Here is a 20,263-nt window from a genome sequence, read left to right on the forward strand (position 1 = left end):
TAATCCTTATGCTGATACAAAACTAAACAGATAAAAAGCGTAAGTATTGCTCAAACAGTAATAAAATTGACTCATTTAAAAACTATTTTTAAAACTTGCGAATAATTAAGCCCAATATATTTAATAAAACCACTACTAAACACACATAAAGCCTACAAAAATGTAAACCTTATATTTTCTGACTAAATAAATTCATAACTTTGATTTTTAACAACAGTGACATTATTATTAGACCTCTGATAACTTAAAATATGATTTCAGTACAAGAAGCAAAACATATAATTTCACAAAACACTCAAGATTTCGGAACAGAAGAAATTCCGTTTATAAAATCTGTAGGTAGAATTTTAAAAGAAGATATTATTGCCGATAGAGAATTTCCGCCTTTTAATCGTGTTGCTATGGACGGGATTGCAATAAACTATTCTTATTTTAAAAACAAGCAACGTAATTTTAAGATTGAAGGAATTCAGCCCGCGGGAAGTGAGCAATTATCTATGCAAAGTTCAGAAAACTGTATAGAAGTAATGACAGGTGCTGTGTTACCCAATAACTGCGATACCGTAATTCGCTATGAAGATGTTGTTATAGAAAACGGAATTGCATCGGTTACGGTTCACAATATAAATGAACATCAAAATATCCATCCAAAAGGAAAAGACAAGGCACAAGGAGTTGTTTTAATTAACAAAAACACTATTATTTCTCCTGCCGAAATCGGTGTGATTACGACTGTAGGTAAATCGACTATTAAAGTAGCCAAACAACCTAAAGTAATGATTATTTCTACAGGTGATGAATTGGTTGATGTGCATGAAACCCCTTTAGATTATCAAATAAGAAGATCTAATGTATACACATTAGTTTCTTTATTAAATGAACTTAAGATTCCTTCCGAAACAGCACATATTACTGATAATAAAACTATTTTAAAAGAGAAGATTGCTGGCTACCTACAAGAATATGATGTGCTTTTATTTAGCGGAGCGGTAAGTAAGGGTAAATTCGATTTTTTACCTGAAGTGTTAACTGAATTAGGTGTAAATAAGTTGTTTCATAAAGTAGCACAACGCCCCGGAAAACCTTTCTGGTTCGGCATCACAGATGCTTTAGGTATTAATGAGAAGCGTGTTTATCAGGGTCAAAAAAATAATAAGCCAATTGTCTTTGCTTTTCCTGGAAATCCGGTTTCTACTTTTGTAAACTGTTTGGTTTATTTTTATCCATGGTATTATGAATCTGCAAGTATAAAACAAAATGAAAAAACAGCTATTTTAGCTCATGACATAGAGTTTAAACCTAATTTAACTTATTTTTTACAAGTAAAATTAAGCTATCGTTTTGGGCATTTAATTGCAACTCCTATAAAAGGAAATGGCTCTGGAGATCTAGCAAGTTTAGTTGCTGCTGATGGTTTTATTGAAATTCCAAAAACAACACAAATTGAATTTAAATCAGGAAGTACTTTTCCTGTAATTAGATATAAAAAATGAATAAATTCACGCACATAAACGAGCAGAATCAACCTAAAATGGTGAATGTTTCTGATAAGAAAATCACCAAGAGAACTGCAACTGCAAAAGCCACGATGTTTTTAGGGTCAGAAATTATTTCTCATTTTAAAAACGAGGATTTAATCACCAAAAAAGGACCTGTTTTTCAAACGGCAATTATTGCTGGTATTCAGGCTGTAAAAAAAACATCTGATATTATTCCTATGTGTCATCCGTTATTAATTAACGGTGTAGACATTGATATAAATATTATTGACAACGAACTTATAGAGGTTTTTTGTAAAGTAACTATTGAAGGAAAAACGGGTGTTGAAATGGAAGCTTTAACGGGCGCTTCGGCAACTTGTTTAACTATTTATGATATGTGTAAAGCTATCAATCAAGAAATGGTTATTAAAGATGTAAAATTAGTAGAAAAAACTGGCGGTAAATCGGATATTAAAAATGGGTAAAATAGCAATTATAGGTGCTGGTAAATTAGGTTGTGCAATTGCTGATGGATTATTAGAAAGCGGGTTACATCCTTCTGATTTAAGTTTATCAAGAAGAAAAATAGGCGCTCTTAAAAAATATACTGAAGCAGGGGTTTTAGTAACCTCAAATAATCACGAGGCAATAAAAAATACAACCGTTATTTTATTATGTATAAAGCCTCAAAAAACAATACAAATATTAGAAGAGTTAACTCCTCAGTTAACAAATCAAATAATTATTTCTACCATTACAGGAATAAATTTGTTAGAGCTAAAATTTATCATTAAAAAAGAATTGCCTCTCTTTAGGGCAATGCCAAATACGGCTGCTGCGATTAAACAATCTATGACCTGTATATCTACAGTTGATAGTACTGATGAACAAAAAAAGCAGGTAGAAACTATTTTTAAAAACTTAGGTGAAACTCTTTTTATTGAAGACGAATTAATGGCTTCTGCTACAGTTTTAGCCGCGAGCGGAATTGCTTTTGCTCTCCGATACCTTCGTGCCTCAATGCAAGGTGGTATAGAAATAGGATTTAGTTCTGAAATGGCACAGAAAATATCAGCTCAAACAATAAAAGGTGCTGCTGAATTAATTTTACAACAAGGTAGTCATCCTGAAAGTGAAATTGACAAAGTAACGACTCCACAAGGAATTACCATAACAGGATTAAATAAAATGGAACAAGAGGGATTTAGCTCTTCACTTGTTCAAGGGATTTTAGCTTCACAAAACAAGATAAACAACTTATAAATGGCACATCAAAAACACGCAAATATCACAAAAAAACACAATGACAATTATGCTACTAATGAAGTTGCTATTTTAGGAACTAAATGTGGTATTATTGAAGATTTAGTTCGTAAGATTTCTTCGAATTTATCAAACTATAATTTAGCGTATTTTGATGCTTCACATGCCAAAGATGTAGATAAAAATATAGTAACTGAATACACCTTTCATCATAAAGGGAATTTACAAATAAACACAACCTCAACGGTTAATAAGTTTGAGCAACGTTTACAGTTTATTAATCATGATTTTGTGTTTATAAACGGAAATCATTACCAAGGTGCCAAGCAAATTTTAATTTTAGATAGCGAAAAAGAAGCCTCTATAAAAAAGAGATTAGACCAAATAACTAATATTCAATTTGTAATAAAACTTAATTCTGATATTGAATATTTTGATTGCTTGTTAGAGAAATTTCCTCTGATAAAAAACACCACTTGTTACACGATTCATGAAGTTGATAAAATTACAAATCACATTCATAACTTAATCAAAGAAAATATTACTCTTGTTAAAGGATTGGTATTAACTGGAGGAAAAAGCACCCGAATGGGAACTGATAAATCTGAATTAGAGTACTATGGAAAACCTCAAAAAGAATACGCAAAGAAACTCTTAGAAAACAATGCTTTAGAAACATTTTATTCTGTACAATTACCTTCTAAAAAATCAGCTGAAATTCACGACACTTTCTTAAACCTCGGTCCTTTTGGCGGAATTTGTTCTGCCTTCCAAAAAGATCCAAATTCAGCTTGGCTTGTAGTCGCTACAGATCTTCCTTTTGTAAATGATGACTTGATTCAGTTGTTATTACAAAAAAGGAATCCGAGTAAAATAGCTACGGCAATTAAAGGAAAAAACAAAGAATTCCCTGAACCTTTAATTACCATTTACGAACCAAAGGCATATACTAAATTGCTACAATATTTAGCACAAGGATATTCGTGTCCACGCAAAATGCTAATTAATTCTGATGTTGAAATTATTGAAATAGATGACCATTTAATTAGGAACATCAATACGCCAGAAGAGTTTGAGATTGCTAAAAAAGAAATTAAAAAGTATGAATAAATTAGTAATAATACAAGGTGGCCAAAAACATTTTATCTTTCGGTTTATAGCCGCTACTTTTTATGCTTTTGCTGTTTCTCTTTTAGTGCATTTTTTATCAACACCTCAATATCAACTGTCGAGAATTATACCATTTCTTTTTTACATGTTCTAGAAATTGAAGTTTATATTATAATGCTTGCTTTATTAGCATCCGTTGTAACCAATCATCATTTTAATCTTAAAGAAAACGTGTATCGTAAGTATTACTCTGTTGGTCCTTTTGGTTATGGAAAATGGCAAGATATAAGTACCCTTACTTATACCTCTGTATATTTAAATAATAGTGATGTTTATGAAGTGATTATTTGGGATGAAAGTAATAATCGTTTTAAAATTTCATTTCATAAAGAAGAAAATGAAGCCATAGAAACTGCAAAAAATGTAGCAGATAAGCTAAGCATCGACTATTATGCTAAGAATGCATAATATTATAAATCGCTCACTTAAATAAAATGAGCGATTTATATGAAGTAATTATTTTTTAGTTTTAAGCTTTTTTTCGATAGCTTCAATCATAATATTTGCAATATCTAAACCTGTTGCTCCTTCAATACCTTCTAAACCAGGAGAAGAATTCACCTCTAATAATAACGGACCTTTATTAGAACGAATAATATCTACACCAGCAACTGGCAGATCTAAAATTTTAGCTGCTTTAATTGCTAACTTTCGTTCATCAGAAGTTATTTTAATTTTAGATGCAGAACCTCCTTGGTGTATGTTTGCTCTAAACTCACCTTTTTCTGCTTGCCTTTGCATTGAAGCTACTACTTTACCATTTACTACAAAACAACGGATATCTTGCCCGTTAGCTTCTTTGATAAATTCCTGAACAAGAATATTTGTTTTAACACTTTTAAAAGCATTAATTACACTTTCTGCAGCTTTCGTAGTTTCTGCTAAAACCACACCTTTACCTTGGGTACTTTCTAATAACTTAATTATTAATGGCGCTCCGTTTACCATTTTAATAAGGTCTTTTGTATCTAAAGGAGAGTTTGCAAAACCTGTAATAGGAACTTGTATATGATTTTTAGCAAACAGCTGTGTTGCTAACAGTTTATCTCTCGATTGATTAATTGCATCTGCAGAATTTAAACAATAAGTTCCCATAGCATCAAACTGTCTTATTAAAGCACAGGCATAAAAAGTAACAGAAGGTTTAATACGAGGTATAATGGCATCAAACTCATCTATAATATTTCCGCCACGATAACGTATTTGAGGCTCTTCTGCATCGAATTTCATGTATGCTTGCTGCACATTAAGAAACACCATTTCATGACCTCTTAAACGACCAGCTTCCATTATACGCCTATTGCTAAAAAGATTTGGATTACTAGCTAATAAAGCTATTTTTAATCCTGTTTTTTCTTTCTTAAAAGTGGCATATTTTTCATCTAAATCTTCTTCACTAAAAGTTCCTGATAAATACGTTTCTGAAGCGTTTACTAAGTAACCGTTTGACAGTGCTTCACGCCCCAACAACATTCTAAATTCCATAGAATCTCTATTGGCAAGCGTTAATTCTATCTCAAAAGTTTCATCACCTATAGTTATAGGTGTTTTTATTACAATACGTGGTTCTGAAATACCTGTTGAACTTTTTATTGAACGTTTTGAATGAATTTTAGATTCACATGTTATACTAATACTTCTGTTTTCTTGCAGCGGATTAACATCAAATCGTACCCACTCTTCAGTATCTTTTAAAAAAGTAGTTATATTATTAGCTTGTATTGATGATGTTTTTGCACCAGAATCTACTCTAGCTTTTATGGCTGGGATACTGAAAGATTTAAACGAACACCATTCTTCACTTCCTATTATTTTTAAATTATTCAATATTATATTTTATTTAATGTAAAGGTTAAATTTATTCTACTATAAAGTAAACCACTTTATATCATAAACATTTCATTCTCTTCTATAAAACTTTTAAACTCTATTGTATAACCATTAGGGTCTTTTACAAAAAAAGAAACATGTTCTCCGTTTTTATCTTTTAAAAATGTTTTTGTTATAATTGTTTCTGACGACCAATGGTTAATTCTGTCATGCATTTTCTCCCATTCCTCAGCATCTAAAACAACACCAAAATGAAAAGAAGGTAAAACATCTTTATCAAATGTATAGTTAGGGCAATCGAAATTAAATTTTTCAACTAAAACATATGTCAATTGATTGCTAAATAGATTTACGTCTAACCAATCGTTGGTTTCTCTACCACAGTTTAGACCTAAATCTTCAGTGTAAAATTTTTTAGTTTCCTTAATACTTAAACAAGGAAGCGATAAGTGGAATATAGATGCCATAATTTTTAAGCTTTTTTTTGATATTGTTTCTTCTATATAAATATCTTCTTATTTATAAATATACTAATTTTAGTTATTTAATAAAATAGACCTCTTTTTTGAAAAATACAAATTATTTTTGGTTTTGTATCAACTCAATACTTTTATAGAGTATTACCGTATTTGGTATTGTTATTTTTCTATTTCCTTCAGGTATATATAACATCACATAAAAACCTGTAATATTCTTAACTTCACCTGTTAAATCATATTCTTTGTCTATAATTTTTATAGTATCACCAATACGCATTGGATGGTAAAAAAACAATATTACACTTGCTGTTAAGTTAGATAGTATAGACCATTGTGCAAAAAAACCAACCCCCAATACTGCTAAAATAGAAGAAGCAAAAACACCAATTTGCTTAAACTCTATTCCTAAAATTATAAGAATCAAAAAAAAGGCAAACACATAGTAAACTACGTAAAAAAGATTAAGAATTAATTTTCTTCTATGAGGTTCTATCGCATTTTTTATCACATAGCTTTTGGTTATTTTTTTGGTGATAATAACCAAAACAGAAAGCACTAATAATAAAATTAAGAGCAGAATATATTTATTCAATAAAAAATTACTCATTGTTGTTTTAATTGCAAAATTATGTTTTTATTTTTTTTATAATAGATTTTATTTAAAAAAAATTACATTTGATAAACTAATTATAATCAACTAATTATGAAGAATATATTAATTCCATATGATTTTTCTGAAACAGCTATCAATGCTTTAAACTATACTAAAAAACTTTTTAAAGGCTTAGATGTTTGTATTTATTTGTTAGATGTTTATATCGCAGAAAAACCACATTTATTAAGTACTGAAAAAAGTGAAGAATGGTTTAATGAAATGGATAATGAAATTGAAGAAGAGTCTAAATACTTAATAGACATTCTTAATAAAGAAAATGAAAATTTCGAGTATCAATTTATTATTAACTCAACTTCATTAATAAAAGCAATTAAAGAAGTTGTTTCTGATAAAAAAATAGATTTAATAATCTCTGGAACAAAAGGAGCCAAAAGTTTAAAAGAAACTTTTATTGGCACAAATACTATGAAGATTATTAACACTATTAATAACTGCCCTATATTAATAGTGCCAACAAACTACAAATACAAGTTATTACATCAAATATTGTTTTCAACAAACTATAAAAGACCCTTTAATAATAAAGAACTAAAGTCGTTACTTCAATTAAGTATTTTAAAAGATTGCCCTATTGAAGTTATAAATCTTTCTGAAGAATATGCTTTAAACACTAAGCAAAAAGCACATAAAGTACAGTTAAAAGAAATTTTTAAAGACTTAGGTGTTGAATATAAAAAAATAGATTGGGATGACTCTGAAACTAATACTTTAGAAAACTATATAGAAAAAACAGAAAGTGAATTATTAGTTTTAATAAACCATAAACATAATTTTTTAAATAGACTTTTAGAAGAAAACGTCATTAAAAAATCAGCTTTTCATAGTAAAATTCCGTTATTAATTTTACCGGAATTATAATATATTTATAACTCTGAAGGGAACATTTTTCACAGTGTTAAACATCATTCTAAAACTATTATTACTTTTAAAAATTAAGTCAATGACAATTAAAAAAAGCGAGAAATTCATCTCGCTTTTTTTGTACTCGAGGCGGGAATCGAACCCGCACTTCCGAAAAAACTGGATTTTGAATCCAGCGCGTCTACCAATTCCGCCACTCGAGCATTAAGTAGTGTGCAAATCTATAAAATATTTTAATTAATTCGTTTAAAAATAAGTTTTAAACTCTTAAAATAGTTTTACTTTTGCCATAACAACAACACTAACTATAAATACAATTTTGTAAATGGCTATAAATCAATTAAGCCCAAAGATTTTTGCTTGTTCTCAAAGTACTGAACTTGCTAAAAACATTGCTAAAGAATACGGAGCAGCACTTGGTAATATAGAAACCACGCATTTTAGTGATGGTGAGTTTCAACCAGCTTTCGAAGAATCTGTAAGAGGTAGAAGAGTTTTTCTTATCGGATCTACATTTCCTTCTGCAGATAATTTAATGGAAATGCTATTAATGTGCGACGCTGCTAAACGTGCTTCAGCTAGGCATATTACAGCTGTAATTCCTTATTTTGGATGGGCTCGTCAAGACAGAAAAGACAAGCCTCGTGTAGCTATTGGCGCAAAATTAGTTGCTAAATTACTAGAATCAGCCGGAGCTACTAGAATTATGACGATGGATTTACATGCTGATCAAATACAAGGTTTCTTTGAAAAACCTGTAGATCACTTATTTGCTTCTACTATTTTTCTACCATATGTAAAAAGCTTAAACCTAGAAAACCTTACAATTGCTTCTCCTGATATGGGAGGTTCTAAAAGAGCTTATGCATACTCTAAATATTTAGAAAGCGATGTGGTAATTTGTTATAAACAACGTGAAAAAGCCAATGTAATTTCTCATATGGAATTAATTGGTGATGTAAAAGGGAAGAATGTAATTCTTGTTGATGACATGATTGATACTGGTGGAACTCTAACTAAAGCTGCTAATTTAATGATGGAAAGAGGTGCATTAAGCGTTCGCGCAATTTGTACACACCCTATACTGTCAGGAGACGCCTACGAGAAAATTCAGAACTCTCAACTAACAGAGCTAATTGTTTCAGACACAATTCCTTTAAAAAAGAGTATATCTAAAATAAAAGTGGTAACTTGCGCCACTTTATTCGCTGATGTAATGCATAAAGTTCATGATAACACATCGATTAGCGGACAATTTTTAATGTAAATAAATTTAACAAACAAAGAAGTAATGAAATCAATTACAATCAACGGATCACAAAGAGAAAGCGTAGGTAAAAAAGCAACTAAAGCCTTACGTAATGCTGGAAAGGTTCCTTGCGTATTATACGGAGGAGACAAGCTTGTTCACTTTTCAGCAGAAGAAAAATCATTCAAGCCTTTAGTATTTACTCCAGATGTATTTACTGCTACGATTGAATTAAATGGCACAAAATATAGTGCTGTTTTACAAGATATCCAATTTCACCCAGTAACAGAAAGCATTTTACATGTAGATTTTTACCAAATCTTTGAAGACAAAGAGGTTACTATGGAAATCCCTGTACACTTAGTAGGTACTGCTAAAGGTATTATGTTAGGTGGGGCTTTACGTCACAACTTACGTAAGTTAAGAGTAAAGGCTTTACCAGCTAACTTACCTGACTTTATTGAAGCTAATATTACTAGATTAGAAATTGGTAATAAATTATATGTTACTGAATTAAAGAATGACAATTATTCTTTATTACACCCAGATAACACAGTGGTTGCTCAAGTACGTATGTCTCGTAACGCAGCAAAAGCAGCAGCAGAAGGAGACGATGCTGAAGCTACTGCAGAAGCATAAGAAATTATACTGCAATTTTATAAAAGCGTTACCTTTGTGTAACGCTTTTTTTTATTTTTGAAATATGATTTTAAACTCATTATTTAAAAAGTTTTTTAACTTTTCTAAAACACAATCAACAGATACAGCGCAACATTCGATGAAAAAATTTTTAATTGTAGGTTTAGGTAATATCGGTGATAAATATCACAACACACGTCATAATATAGGTTTTAAAATAGTAGATGCTTTTGTAAAAGAGCACGATGCTAGTTTTGAAACTGAAAAACTAGGTGATATTGCCAAATTAAAAATTAAAGGGAAAACAGTGATCGTTTTAAAACCGAACACTTATATGAATTTAAGTGGAAAAGCGGTAATGTATTGGATGCAACAAGAAAACATTCAGGTTGAAAATTTATTGGTAATTACCGATGATTTAAACATCGATTTCGGAAAACTACGTATAAAACCAAAAGGTAGTTCTGGCGGACACAACGGATTAAAAGATATTCAAGATAAATTTAACACAGGTGCTTATCCTCGTTTTCGCTTTGGTGTTGGTGCTGATTATGGCAGAGGTCGCCAAGTAGATTATGTATTAGGAGAATGGAACAAAGATGAAGAAAGCGAAATGATTGAACGCATACCAACTTCTGTTAACGCTATTACTTCTTTTATTACAGCAGGAATGGCAAATACAATGAATGAATTTAACGGAAAGTAATTCTTTATAAAAAGATAAAAGCTCAGCGTTAAATTAACGCTGAGCTTTTATCTTTTTATCCTTTTCAAATCTTAATTATCACTTGCAAACCACTCTGCAAAACTAGTATCAGTTTCTTGTAGTTTTATAGCGTGAAGTTTAATATTTTCTGGAAGTCTGTTTTTAATTTTTGTAGCAAAATCAATAACCATCATTTCACTTGTTGGTTGATAATCTACCAAAATAACATGATGATCTCTATCCTTTAATTCTTTAGCCAACTCAATATGAGGTGTATTTTTATTAAACACGGTAGCATGATCAAAAACATCAACAATCTCTTCTTTTACAATTTTCTTTAAATCTGTAAAATCAATTACCATTCCGTATTTCACGTTCGAGTTATCGGTAATAGGCTGCCCCATTACAGTTACAGAAAGCTTATAACTATGACCGTGAACATTTTTACATTTACCATCATAACCATATAAAGCATGGCCTGTTTCGAAACTAAATTGCTTTGTGATTCTAATATTACTCACTATCTTTTGTGTTTTTTATTACCTCTGTATTTATTGTAAAAATATACAATTGCTACTCCTGCTGCTAAAATGGCAAATAAATAATCTCCTCCCATAATTTATATTTTTTTATTCGCCAAAAGTACGAATTTGTTTTGCAATTTTTGTTAATAACCATACGAAACCTATAGAAATTACAACTCCTACGGCTATTGATAATATCGGATTATGATAGATCCACCCACCTAATTCAAACCCTATTTTATAACTCTCTGTCTCTTCCATATATTGAATTAAAAACCTTTTTTATTTTTTGAATTTTGCCAATGCTTTTTTAGTAAAGTCAGACAACACTAACTTACCTGAAGTTTCGGCTCTTTCTATCAATAATTCATGCCAATGTTCAGTTCCTTTCCACAATGCTCTTTTCATTTCTGTTAATGCTTCCGGATTATAAGAAGCTAGTTTTTCAGTGAAAATAGCTAACTCATTGTCCAAATCGGTAATCGAATCAAAAACACGAGCATATAAGCCTTTTTCTTTTGCCCAATAAGCATTTTTCCAATTAGAAGCATCTAATGTTAATTCTGCCAAACCACTCACGCTAATTTTACGCTCTACAGCAGGCTCAATTACAAACGGACCAATACCTATTGTAAATTCAGATAATTTAATAGAAGCATGTTCTGTTGCCAATACGTAATCACAAGCTGCTGCTAAACCAACGCCGCCGCCAACAGTTTTACCCTGTACACGACCCACAATTAATTTAGAACAACGACGCATTGCATTTAGTACGTTTGCAAAACCTGAAAAAAACTGTTTTCCATCTTCCAAATTATCAATTGCAACTAACTCATCAAAAGAAGCACCCGCACAAAAAGCACGATCACCTTCTGATTTTAACACCACAATAGCCACAGCTTCATTAGTGGAAAGTTTATCAAATTCATTTGCTAAACGTGCTAATAACTCACTCGGAAACGAATTACTTGCCGGATGCCCGAATTCAATAGTTGCTATTTTATTATCAATATGCGTATATAAACTTCCGTTTTGTCTTGTTGTGGTCATTTTGTGATTATTTTATCCTCAAAATTACACTTTTTGTGAGCGTGATAAAAACGTATTTCTAAATTTAAAAATTAAAGGAATTCCACGAGCAATTATCCAAGCAAAAAAAGCTATCCAAATAGCATGTAATTTATAATTTATTGAATCAAAAAATAATAAAACTGGAATAAAAACTAATCCCGTTGAAAGTAATAATACATTTCTTAAATACTTCATTTCTCCCATTCCCTTAAACATTCCGTCATAAATAAAGGCTATCGAACAAATTGGCTGCATTACTAAAATAATCCAAAACGTATTGTAAAACTCTATTAACACCTCTTGTTCTTGTGTAAATATATTTCCTGTAAAATTATAAAAACCGAATCCTACAAGTGCTAAAAAACTACCAAATGCAAAACCATAAATAATTAGTTTATTACCTAATTTAACCAAATTCGTATAATCCTTTGCGCCTAATAATTTTCCTGATAATATATTTCCCGCGGATGAATAACCATCAATCATAAAGGCCCCCATTAACCATAAATTAAGTCCGATTGTATAAGCGGCTATATATTCTTTTCCGTAAGAAGCAGCATAAGAAGTTGCAAAATACAATGCAGTATTTAAAGCGATTGTACGTACAAATAGGTTTAAAATCATATTTATAAACCTCGGAATTTCTTTGTTAAAAGGCAATTTTAATTTTAATGAAATTTCGGTTTTTGTTACTAATAAATATCCAGAAATAAGTGCCATTACAACTTGTGCCGTTACACTTGCATAGGCTGCTCCTGTAATATTCATTGCAGGTATATAACCATCAATACCGTATACCAAAACAACATCAAATACTATATTTACAATGGTACCAATAATAGCAATTAGCATTGGGTAATAGGTGTTTTGTAAACCTCTAAAAGTACCAAAAACAGCAATTACAAATAGCGTAAAAGGAAAACCAAAAACACGTATTTTATAGTAATCTATCGCATATTCTAAAATAGTTCCTGAAGCATTGTAAAACTGAAATATTTCTTTCGTAAACGGATAACTGATTCCTAAAATAATCAAACTAGTTATCAATATTATAACAATAGCTTGTGCAGGTAAATTTTTAACCTCCTCTAATTTATTTGCCCCAACATATTGTGAAATGATAGACGAAATTCCGCTACGAGCTTGCCCGAAAACCCAAATAAGCATCGATAAAAAAGCACCTACAATTCCGATTGCAGCAATACTTTCTGTAGCATTGTAATCAATATTTCCCACAATTGCCAAATCTGTCGTAGACAATAAAGGCTCAGCAACTCCTGCTATTAAAGCCGGAAAAGCAAGCTTATTAATACGTTTAAAACTTATATCGTAACTCATACTTTTTAATTATGAGCAAAAGAACAGCTATTATAGTACATTAAGAAGCGATTTGCTTAAATTAATGTATTTTAAATATCTTTGTATATTACTAACCATATCAATACCTTAAAACTACTAAAAATATTTTATGAAACACATATTAGTTCCTATTGGCTCAACAGACAACTCAATAAACACCTTACAATATGCCATAGATTTTGCTGAAGCTGTGAATGCCAAAGTATTTGTAATGCGCGCCTATAAAGTTTTATCTAAAGCAGGTACGTTTGTAAATGCAGACGACACCATGCAGCGAGAAACAAATTTATATTTACGCACAATGATTAATGCTGTTCATAGAAAAAATGTAAACATAAAAATGATTTCTGCTAAAGGAAATGTGTTAGAAAGTATTACCTCTATAAACAGAGAATTAAATATCGATTTAATTATTATGGGCCCTAAAAGTAACTCTATTAAAGAAGAAATGTTTTTAGGAAGTACCTCTGGTAGTATTTTAAAACAAACTGATATTCCGATGCTAGTTGTTCCTGATAGCTATAAATTTATCCCTATAAAATCTGTGTTAACAGCTTTTAAATCGGGAGTTATAAATAAAAAAAATGTGCTAGATCCTTTGCATAAAATTATAAATACTTTTGTTGCTTCATCTAATTTATTGTTGGTAAAAACACCTGATTATACTGAAGAAGATTTAGTTTTAGATAGCGAATTAAAAAAGACAAAAAATAATTTAACAGTTACAGAAAACGCAACTACTTTTCTAGGCGTTTTAGAGCATTTTCAATCTCATAATCCAGATTTATTATGTGTTTTTAGAAGAAAAAGAGGTTTTTTTCAAAAGCTTTGGGAAAAAAATTCGATTCAAAAAAAGGAATTTAATTGTAATGTTCCTGTTTTAGTTTTAAGAGGAAAACTATAATGTTAACAAACTGTTTAGAGAGTTTTTAAAACGTCATTCTGAACTTGTTTCAGAATCAAATCATACCGATAACCAATTTGTATGAGAACCTGAAATAAATTCAGGTTGACGGAAATTTATCTTTCTAAACAGTTTTATTTTTTCACCAACATTCGCTTAATTTCATTCAACTTCATTAAAGCTTCAATTGGTGTAAGTGTATCAATATTTGTAGCTAAAATTTCATCACGAATATCTTCTAACAAAGGATCATCTAGCTGAAAAAAGCTCATTTGCATGTCTTCATGTTGACTATCTTTCAAAACTTCTTTAACCTCTTTATGTGCGTTGTTCTCTTCTAGTTTTTTTAGAATTTTTTGTGCCCTACTGATTACCAAATTCGGCATTCCTGCAATTTTTGCTACATGAATACCAAAACTATGATTACTTCCGCCAGCAACTAACTTACGCAAGAAAATAATACTATCCTTTAGTTCTTTTACCGATACATTAAAGTTTTTAATTCGCTTAAACGTACTTGTCATTTCATTTAACTCGTGATAATGCGTAGCAAATAACGTTTTTCCTTTTGATGGATGCTCATGTAAATATTCGGCAATAGCCCAAGCGATTGAAATTCCGTCGTAAGTAGAAGTTCCTCTACCAATTTCATCTAACAATACTAAACTACGTTCAGATATATTATTTAAGATTGATGCTGTTTCGTTCATTTCAACCATAAAGGTAGATTCTCCCATCGAAATATTATCACTCGCGCCTACTCTAGTAAAAATTTTATCAACAATACCAATTCGGGCATTCTGAGCAGGAATATAACTTCCCATTTGCGCTAACAAAACTATCAAGGCTGTTTGGCGTAATATTGCCGATTTACCTGACATATTGGGACCCGTAATCATGATTATTTGTTGCTGATTACGATTTAACACCACATCGTTTGCAATATATTCTTCGCCAATTGGCAGCTGTTTTTCTATTACCGGATGACGCCCGTTTTTAATTTCTATATCTGTGCTGTCATCCATCATCGGACGCACATAGTTGTTATCTATCGCCAATTGTGCAAACGATAATAACACATCTATCTTTGCAATATTTTGAGCATTTTGCTGTACTGGCTTTACAAAACCAATAATAAACTGCACCAATTTTGCAAAAATATCTGCTTCTAATTGCTGAATTTTCTCTTCGGCTCCTAATATTTTTGTTTCGTATTCTTTTAACTCTTCTGTAATATAACGCTCGGCATTTACCAAAGTTTGCTTACGAATCCACTCTTCAGGAACCTGGTCTTTAAACCTATTTCGAACCTCTATATAGTAGCCAAAAACGTTATTAAATGCAATTTTTAAACTCGTAATACCCGTTCGTTCTATTTCACGAGCCAACATTTTATCTAAATACTCTTTTCCTGAATTAGAAATACTTCGTAGCTCATCTAACTCTACAGAAACTCCGCTTGCAATCGCATTTCCCTTATTAATATTAACAGGAGCTTCCTCTAAAACAGTTTCAATAATTTTATCAATCAATAGGTTACAATCGTGTAACTGTTTTCCTATTTCTTTAACTGTTTTATTATTACTTTTTTCAGCAGCTTCTTTTATTGGTAAAATTGCTTTTAACGAGTTTTTTAACAACACTACTTCTCTTGGTGACACCTTACCTGTTGCTACTTTAGATATTAATCGTTCGATATCTGAAACCTGATTTAACTGATACGTAACGGTTTCAAAAAAAGCATCGTTATCTATTAAAAACTTTACCAGTTCGTGACGTTGTTTAATCTGTTCTAAATCTTTTAACGGTAATGCTAACCATCGTTTTAACAAACGCCCCCCCATAGGAGAAATTGTTTTATCAATAACGTTTAATAAAGAAACAGCATTTACATCGTTTCCGCCATATAACTCTAGGTTTTTAACGGTAAAACGATCCATCCACACATAATTATCTTCAGCAATTCTGCTTATCGATTGTATGTGTTCTATTTTATTATGCTGTGTTTCTGATAAATAATACATCGCTGCTCCACCAGCAACAATACCTTGTTCTAATTCTTCAACACCAAATCCTTTTAAATTTTTAACTTTAAAATGATTGCTTAATAAATCGTTTCCGTATTCCTTCTGAAAAACCCAATCCTCTAAATAAAAAGTATGAAAACGATTGGTGAACAGTTCTAAAAATCGCTGTTTATTTTTTTTCTCAACCAACACTTCACTTGGCGTAAAGTTTTGCAACAATTTATCGATATATTCTTCGTTTCCTTGGGCAATTAAAAACTCTCCTGTAGAAACATCTAAAAAAGAAACACCTACTATTTTCTTTCCAAAATGTACTGCGGCCAAAAAATTATTTGACTTCGATTGTAATACCTCATCATTTAAAGCAACACCCGGAGTAACCAATTCGGTAACACCACGTTTTACAATCGTTTTTGTCATTTTAGGATCTTCTAGTTGATCGCAAATAGCAACTCGTAAACCCGATTTTACTAATTTAGGCAAATAGGTATTTAACGAGTGATGCGGAAAACCAGCCAAAGCAGTTTCACTTTCACTTCCTGCCCCTCTTTTGGTTAAAATAATTCCTAAAATCTTAGATGCTTTTACTGCATCTTCACCAAAGGTTTCATAAAAGTCTCCCACCCTAAAAAGCAACATTGCATCCGGATATTTAACTTTAATTCCGTTGTATTGCTGCATTAATGGAGTCACCTTTTTTGCCTTTGTTTTTGCCAACTTTTTAGATTTTTTCAATTAGTTTTGCGAAGATATGAAAAGCGTTATTGTTGTTATATAATTCTATTTAATTATTTGATATTGTGACTCTTTTAAATCAAAATAGAAAATGCATCATTAAGAGGAAGAATAACGGAATAATCTTTTAATTAAGAGGGGAAATATTAAGATTGCTTCCTTTTAGTCGCAATGACAGAAATGAAAATAAAACATCATTACGAAGAGGAACAGCGAAATAATCTTTTTATTAGGTGCAAAAAATATAAGATCTCTTCCTTTTAGTAGCAATGATAGAAATGAAAATAACACGTCATTACGAGGAAGAATGACGAAGTAATCTCTCTTTTAAGAACTGAAAAACTATAGATTACTTCCGTGTCGTGTCGCAATGATGCAAAATTTGAAACATTATGAGAAAACTAAAAAACAATGAATTAGGTAGAATTACGGTAGATGAATTTAAACAAACCGAAAAAACGCCTATTATTGTAATACTAGACAATATTCGTAGTTTAAATAATGTGGGGTCGGTTTTTAGAACTTCGGATGCTTTTTTAATTGAAAAAATATATCTCTGCGGAATTACGGCTACTCCACCCAACAAAGAGATTCATAAAACTGCTTTAGGAGCTACCGAATCTGTTGCATGGGAGCATGTTGAAAATACAATTGACTTGGTTGACAAATTAAAAAAAGACAATGTAAAAATTTTAGCGATAGAGCAAGCTGAAAACAGTACCATGCTGAATAAATTCACTCCCGAAACTAATCAAAAATATGCGGTTGTAATGGGTAACGAAGTAAAAGGTGTACAACAAGAAGTGGTTTCTGCTGCCGATTTTTGTATTGAAATTCCCCAATTAGGAACTAAGCATTCTTTAAATATATCAGTAAGTTGTGGAGTTGTTCTTTGGGATTTATTTAATAAAATCACTTCATAACATACGTCATTACGAGAGAGGTACGAACGAAGTAATCTGCTACATTCAAAACCCAATAGCTAAAGATTGCTTCGTGCCTCGCAATGACGGAAGACAAAAACACAAAATAACACGTCATTACGAGGAGGAACGACGAAGTAATCTCTACATTCAAAAACTTACAACTTTAAAAATTGCATCATACTTTACAATAATGTAAATTGTAAAGTATGAAAAACCCGTGTGTTTATTTTTTAACCAATATGAATAATACCTCAATTTATATTGGGGTAACATCAAACTTAATTCAGAGAATTTACGAACATAAAACAGCCAGATACAAAGGTTTTTCATCTAAATATAATTGTAACAAATTAGTGTATTACGAGCAATTTCCTTCTATAGTTGATGCTATTACACGAGAAAAACAATTAAAATCAGGTAATAGAAAAAGAAAAGAGGATTTAATTAATCTAGAAAATTCTGGTTGGTTAGATTTATCTAAAGACTGGGTATTTAACTTAAAAAAAACAGATTGCTTCGTGCCTCGCAATGACGAGGAAAATTAAATTCGCAATGACGGAAGACAAAAACACAACACGTCATCACGAGAGAGGAACGACGAAGTAATCTCTACATTCAGAACTCAAAAACCTAAGATTGCTTCGTGCCTCGCAATCACGAGGAAGATTAAATTCGCAATGACGGAAGACAAAAACACAACACGTCATCACGAGAGAGGAACGACGAAGTAATCTCATAATTCAAAACTCCTAATCTAAAGATTGCTTCGTGCCTCGCAATGACGAGGAAAATTAAATTCGCAATGACCGAAGACAAAATAACACGTCACTACGAGGGAGGAACGACGAAGTAATCTCATAATTCAAAACTCCTAATCTAAAGATTGCTTCGTGCCTCGCAATGACGAGGAAGATTAAACTCGCAATGACGGAAGACAAAAACACAAAATAACACGTCACTACGAGGGAGGAACGACGAAGTAATCTCTACATTCAGAACTCAAAAGTTACAGATTGTTTCGTGCCTCGCAATGACGAGGAAGATTAAATTCGCAATGACGGTAATACAGAACAGCACGTCATTACGAGAGAGGAATGACGAAGTAATCTCATAATTCAACACTCCTAAGCTAAAGATTGCTTCGTGCCTCGCAATGACGAGGAAGATTAAATTCGCAATGACGGTAATACAGAGCAGCACGTCATTACTAGAGAGGAACGACGAAGTAATCTCTACATTCAGTACTCAAAAGCCTAAGATTGCTTCGTGCCTCGCAATGACGTAAAATTGTTTCATTTTCAGCACAATGACATGATTTTTTTCCCTCTGGGAGCAATGACAAAAACATAAAATAGCACGTCATTACGAGAGAGGTACGAACGAAGTAATCTCTCCGTTTAGAACTCCTAAACTAAAGATTGCTTCGTGCCTCGCAATGACGAGGAAGATTAAATTCGCAATGACGGTAATACAGAACAGCACGTCATTACGAGAGAGGTACGAACGAAGTAATCTGCTACATTCAAAACCCAATAGCTAAAGATTGCTTCGTGCCTCGCAATGACGAGGAAAATTAAATTCGCAATGACGGAAGACAAAAACACAACACGTCATTACGAGAGAGGTACGAACGAAGTAACCTCACAATTCAGAACTCAAAAGCTAAAGATTGCTTCGTGCCTCGCAATGACGTAAAAGATTAAAATCGCAATGACAAAAACACAAAACAGCACGTCAGTACGAGAGAGGCACGAACGAAGTAATCCCTTCATTTAGAACTCAAAAGCTACAGATTGCTTCGTGCCTCGCAATGACGTAAAAGGTTAAAAACGCAATGACAAAAACAATACGTCATTACGAGGGAGGAACGACGAAGTAATCTCTTTATTTCGAACTCAAAAGTTACAGATTGCTTCGTGCCTCGCAATGACGTAAAAGGTTAAAATCGCAATGACAAAAACAATACGTCACTACGAGAGAGGAACGACGAAGTAACCTCACAATTCAGAACTCAAAAGCTAAAGATTGCTTCGTAACTTGCAATGACGAGGAAAATTAAATTCGCAATGACGGTAATACAGAACAGCACGTCATTACGAGAGAGGAACGACGAAGTAATCTCTACATTCAGTACTCAAAAGCCTAAGATTGCTTCGTGCCTCGCAATGACGAAAAAGGTTAAATTCATAATGACAAAAACAAAAAACAAAACGTCATTACGAGAGAGGCACGAACGACGTAATCTGCTACATTTATAACTAAAAAGCCTAAGATTGCTTCGTGCCTCGCAATGACGTGCCAAGGACCACCTACTTTAACCACAATGACAAAAACAAAAAACAACACGTCATTACGAGAGAGGT

20 protein-coding genes and 1 tRNA gene are annotated in these 20,263 nt (G+C 31.8%); 12 read left to right on the forward strand and 9 right to left on the reverse strand.

The window, feature by feature from the left end:
• The first annotated feature begins 251 nt into the window (after positions 1 to 251).
• The 5 genes from ACQ629_RS07890 to ACQ629_RS07910 all read left to right on the forward strand — a co-directional run bounded on the left by ACQ629_RS07890 (position 252) and on the right by ACQ629_RS07910 (position 4,322).
• Positions 252 to 1,493 (forward strand): molybdopterin molybdotransferase MoeA, encoded by a 1,242-nt coding sequence (locus tag ACQ629_RS07890; protein ID WP_483703845.1) that lies wholly within the window; start codon positions 252 to 254, stop codon positions 1,491 to 1,493.
• Entirely contained in the window at positions 1,490 to 1,966 is a 477-nt protein-coding gene (moaC, locus tag ACQ629_RS07895) for a cyclic pyranopterin monophosphate synthase MoaC (RefSeq protein ID WP_483703847.1), read from the forward strand. Before ACQ629_RS07890 ends, moaC begins: the two co-directional genes overlap by 4 nt.
• Positions 1,959 to 2,744, forward strand: a complete 786-nt coding sequence (proC, locus tag ACQ629_RS07900; protein WP_483703849.1) for a pyrroline-5-carboxylate reductase — start codon at positions 1,959 to 1,961, stop codon at positions 2,742 to 2,744. The genes moaC and proC overlap by 8 nt, the downstream gene beginning before the upstream one ends.
• Entirely contained in the window at positions 2,745 to 3,854 is a 1,110-nt protein-coding gene (locus ACQ629_RS07905; RefSeq protein ID WP_483703851.1) for an NTP transferase domain-containing protein, read from the forward strand.
• A 174-nt stretch (positions 3,855 to 4,028) separates the two neighbouring features.
• Positions 4,029 to 4,322, forward strand: coding sequence for a hypothetical protein (locus tag ACQ629_RS07910; RefSeq protein ID WP_483703853.1), 294 nt, complete (start codon positions 4,029 to 4,031; stop codon positions 4,320 to 4,322).
• Between the two features lie 48 nt (positions 4,323 to 4,370).
• Here ACQ629_RS07910 and rimK read toward each other — a convergent pair whose 3' ends face one another.
• The 3 genes from rimK to ACQ629_RS07925 form a co-directional block, all read right to left on the reverse strand.
• The gene (gene rimK, locus ACQ629_RS07915) at positions 4,371 to 5,741 is read right to left on the reverse strand and encodes a 30S ribosomal protein S6--L-glutamate ligase (protein WP_483703855.1); all 1,371 of its coding nucleotides are present in this window, start codon (positions 5,739 to 5,741) and stop codon (positions 4,371 to 4,373) included.
• A 56-nt stretch (positions 5,742 to 5,797) separates the two neighbouring features.
• Positions 5,798 to 6,211 carry a VOC family protein gene (locus ACQ629_RS07920; protein WP_483703857.1) on the reverse strand — a complete coding sequence of 138 codons (414 nt, stop codon included), beginning with the start codon at positions 6,209 to 6,211 and terminating at the stop codon, positions 5,798 to 5,800.
• Between the two features lie 112 nt (positions 6,212 to 6,323).
• A complete protein-coding gene (locus tag ACQ629_RS07925; protein ID WP_483703859.1) occupies positions 6,324 to 6,830 on the reverse strand; it encodes a mechanosensitive ion channel domain-containing protein in 507 nt (168 codons plus the stop codon).
• Between the two features lie 96 nt (positions 6,831 to 6,926).
• On the opposite strand from ACQ629_RS07925, the gene ACQ629_RS07930 reads away from it, so the two are divergent.
• Positions 6,927 to 7,757: a universal stress protein gene (locus ACQ629_RS07930; protein ID WP_483703861.1), complete on the forward strand. Its 831-nt coding sequence runs from the start codon at positions 6,927 to 6,929 to the stop codon at positions 7,755 to 7,757.
• A 124-nt stretch (positions 7,758 to 7,881) separates the two neighbouring features.
• Here ACQ629_RS07930 and ACQ629_RS07935 read toward each other — a convergent pair.
• Positions 7,882 to 7,963, reverse strand: a tRNA-Leu gene (locus ACQ629_RS07935).
• A 122-nt stretch (positions 7,964 to 8,085) separates the two neighbouring features.
• On the opposite strand from ACQ629_RS07935, the gene ACQ629_RS07940 reads away from it, so the two are divergent.
• The 3 genes from ACQ629_RS07940 (at position 8,086) to pth (ending at position 10,354) form a co-directional block, all read left to right on the forward strand.
• Positions 8,086 to 9,027 carry a ribose-phosphate pyrophosphokinase gene (locus ACQ629_RS07940; RefSeq protein WP_483703863.1) on the forward strand — a complete coding sequence of 314 codons (942 nt, stop codon included), beginning with the start codon at positions 8,086 to 8,088 and terminating at the stop codon, positions 9,025 to 9,027.
• Positions 9,028 to 9,051: 24 nt separating this feature from the next.
• Positions 9,052 to 9,648, forward strand: a complete 597-nt coding sequence (locus tag ACQ629_RS07945) for a 50S ribosomal protein L25/general stress protein Ctc (protein WP_483703865.1) — start codon at positions 9,052 to 9,054, stop codon at positions 9,646 to 9,648.
• Positions 9,649 to 9,712: 64 nt separating this feature from the next.
• Positions 9,713 to 10,354, forward strand: a complete 642-nt coding sequence (gene pth / locus ACQ629_RS07950) for an aminoacyl-tRNA hydrolase (RefSeq protein WP_483703867.1) — start codon at positions 9,713 to 9,715, stop codon at positions 10,352 to 10,354.
• 71 nt (positions 10,355 to 10,425) lie between these two features.
• Here pth and ACQ629_RS07955 read toward each other — a convergent pair whose 3' ends face one another.
• The 4 genes from ACQ629_RS07955 to ACQ629_RS07970 all read right to left on the reverse strand — a co-directional run bounded on the left by ACQ629_RS07955 (position 10,426) and on the right by ACQ629_RS07970 (position 13,287).
• Positions 10,426 to 10,875 (reverse strand): 6-pyruvoyl trahydropterin synthase family protein, encoded by a 450-nt coding sequence (locus ACQ629_RS07955; RefSeq protein WP_483703870.1) that lies wholly within the window; start codon positions 10,873 to 10,875, stop codon positions 10,426 to 10,428.
• Positions 10,876 to 10,983: 108 nt separating this feature from the next.
• Positions 10,984 to 11,139, reverse strand: a complete 156-nt coding sequence (locus ACQ629_RS07960) for a hypothetical protein (protein ID WP_483703872.1) — start codon at positions 11,137 to 11,139, stop codon at positions 10,984 to 10,986.
• A 21-nt stretch (positions 11,140 to 11,160) separates the two neighbouring features.
• Positions 11,161 to 11,928: an enoyl-CoA hydratase/isomerase family protein gene (locus ACQ629_RS07965; protein WP_483703874.1), complete on the reverse strand. Its 768-nt coding sequence runs from the start codon at positions 11,926 to 11,928 to the stop codon at positions 11,161 to 11,163.
• Positions 11,929 to 11,952: 24 nt separating this feature from the next.
• Entirely contained in the window at positions 11,953 to 13,287 is a 1,335-nt protein-coding gene (locus tag ACQ629_RS07970; protein WP_483703876.1) for an MATE family efflux transporter, read from the reverse strand.
• Positions 13,288 to 13,417: 130 nt separating this feature from the next.
• Here ACQ629_RS07970 and ACQ629_RS07975 point away from each other — a divergent pair, with 130 nt between their 5' ends.
• Positions 13,418 to 14,212 (forward strand): universal stress protein, encoded by a 795-nt coding sequence (locus ACQ629_RS07975; RefSeq protein WP_483703878.1) that lies wholly within the window; start codon positions 13,418 to 13,420, stop codon positions 14,210 to 14,212.
• Positions 14,213 to 14,346: 134 nt separating this feature from the next.
• On the opposite strand, the gene mutS is transcribed toward ACQ629_RS07975, so the two are convergent.
• Positions 14,347 to 16,956, reverse strand: coding sequence for a DNA mismatch repair protein MutS (gene mutS / locus ACQ629_RS07980; RefSeq protein WP_483703880.1), 2,610 nt, complete (start codon positions 16,954 to 16,956; stop codon positions 14,347 to 14,349).
• Between the two features lie 410 nt (positions 16,957 to 17,366).
• Between mutS and ACQ629_RS07985 the strand changes: the two genes are divergently transcribed.
• Both ACQ629_RS07985 and ACQ629_RS07990 read left to right on the forward strand, forming a co-directional pair.
• The gene (locus ACQ629_RS07985) at positions 17,367 to 17,897 is read left to right on the forward strand and encodes an RNA methyltransferase (protein WP_483703882.1); all 531 of its coding nucleotides are present in this window, start codon (positions 17,367 to 17,369) and stop codon (positions 17,895 to 17,897) included.
• A gap of 209 nt (positions 17,898 to 18,106) precedes the next feature.
• Positions 18,107 to 18,445: a GIY-YIG nuclease family protein gene (locus ACQ629_RS07990; RefSeq protein WP_483703884.1), complete on the forward strand. Its 339-nt coding sequence runs from the start codon at positions 18,107 to 18,109 to the stop codon at positions 18,443 to 18,445.
• Positions 18,446 to 20,263: the final 1,818 nt, after the last annotated feature.

The organism is Tenacibaculum sp. SM2510 (assembly GCF_057002845.1).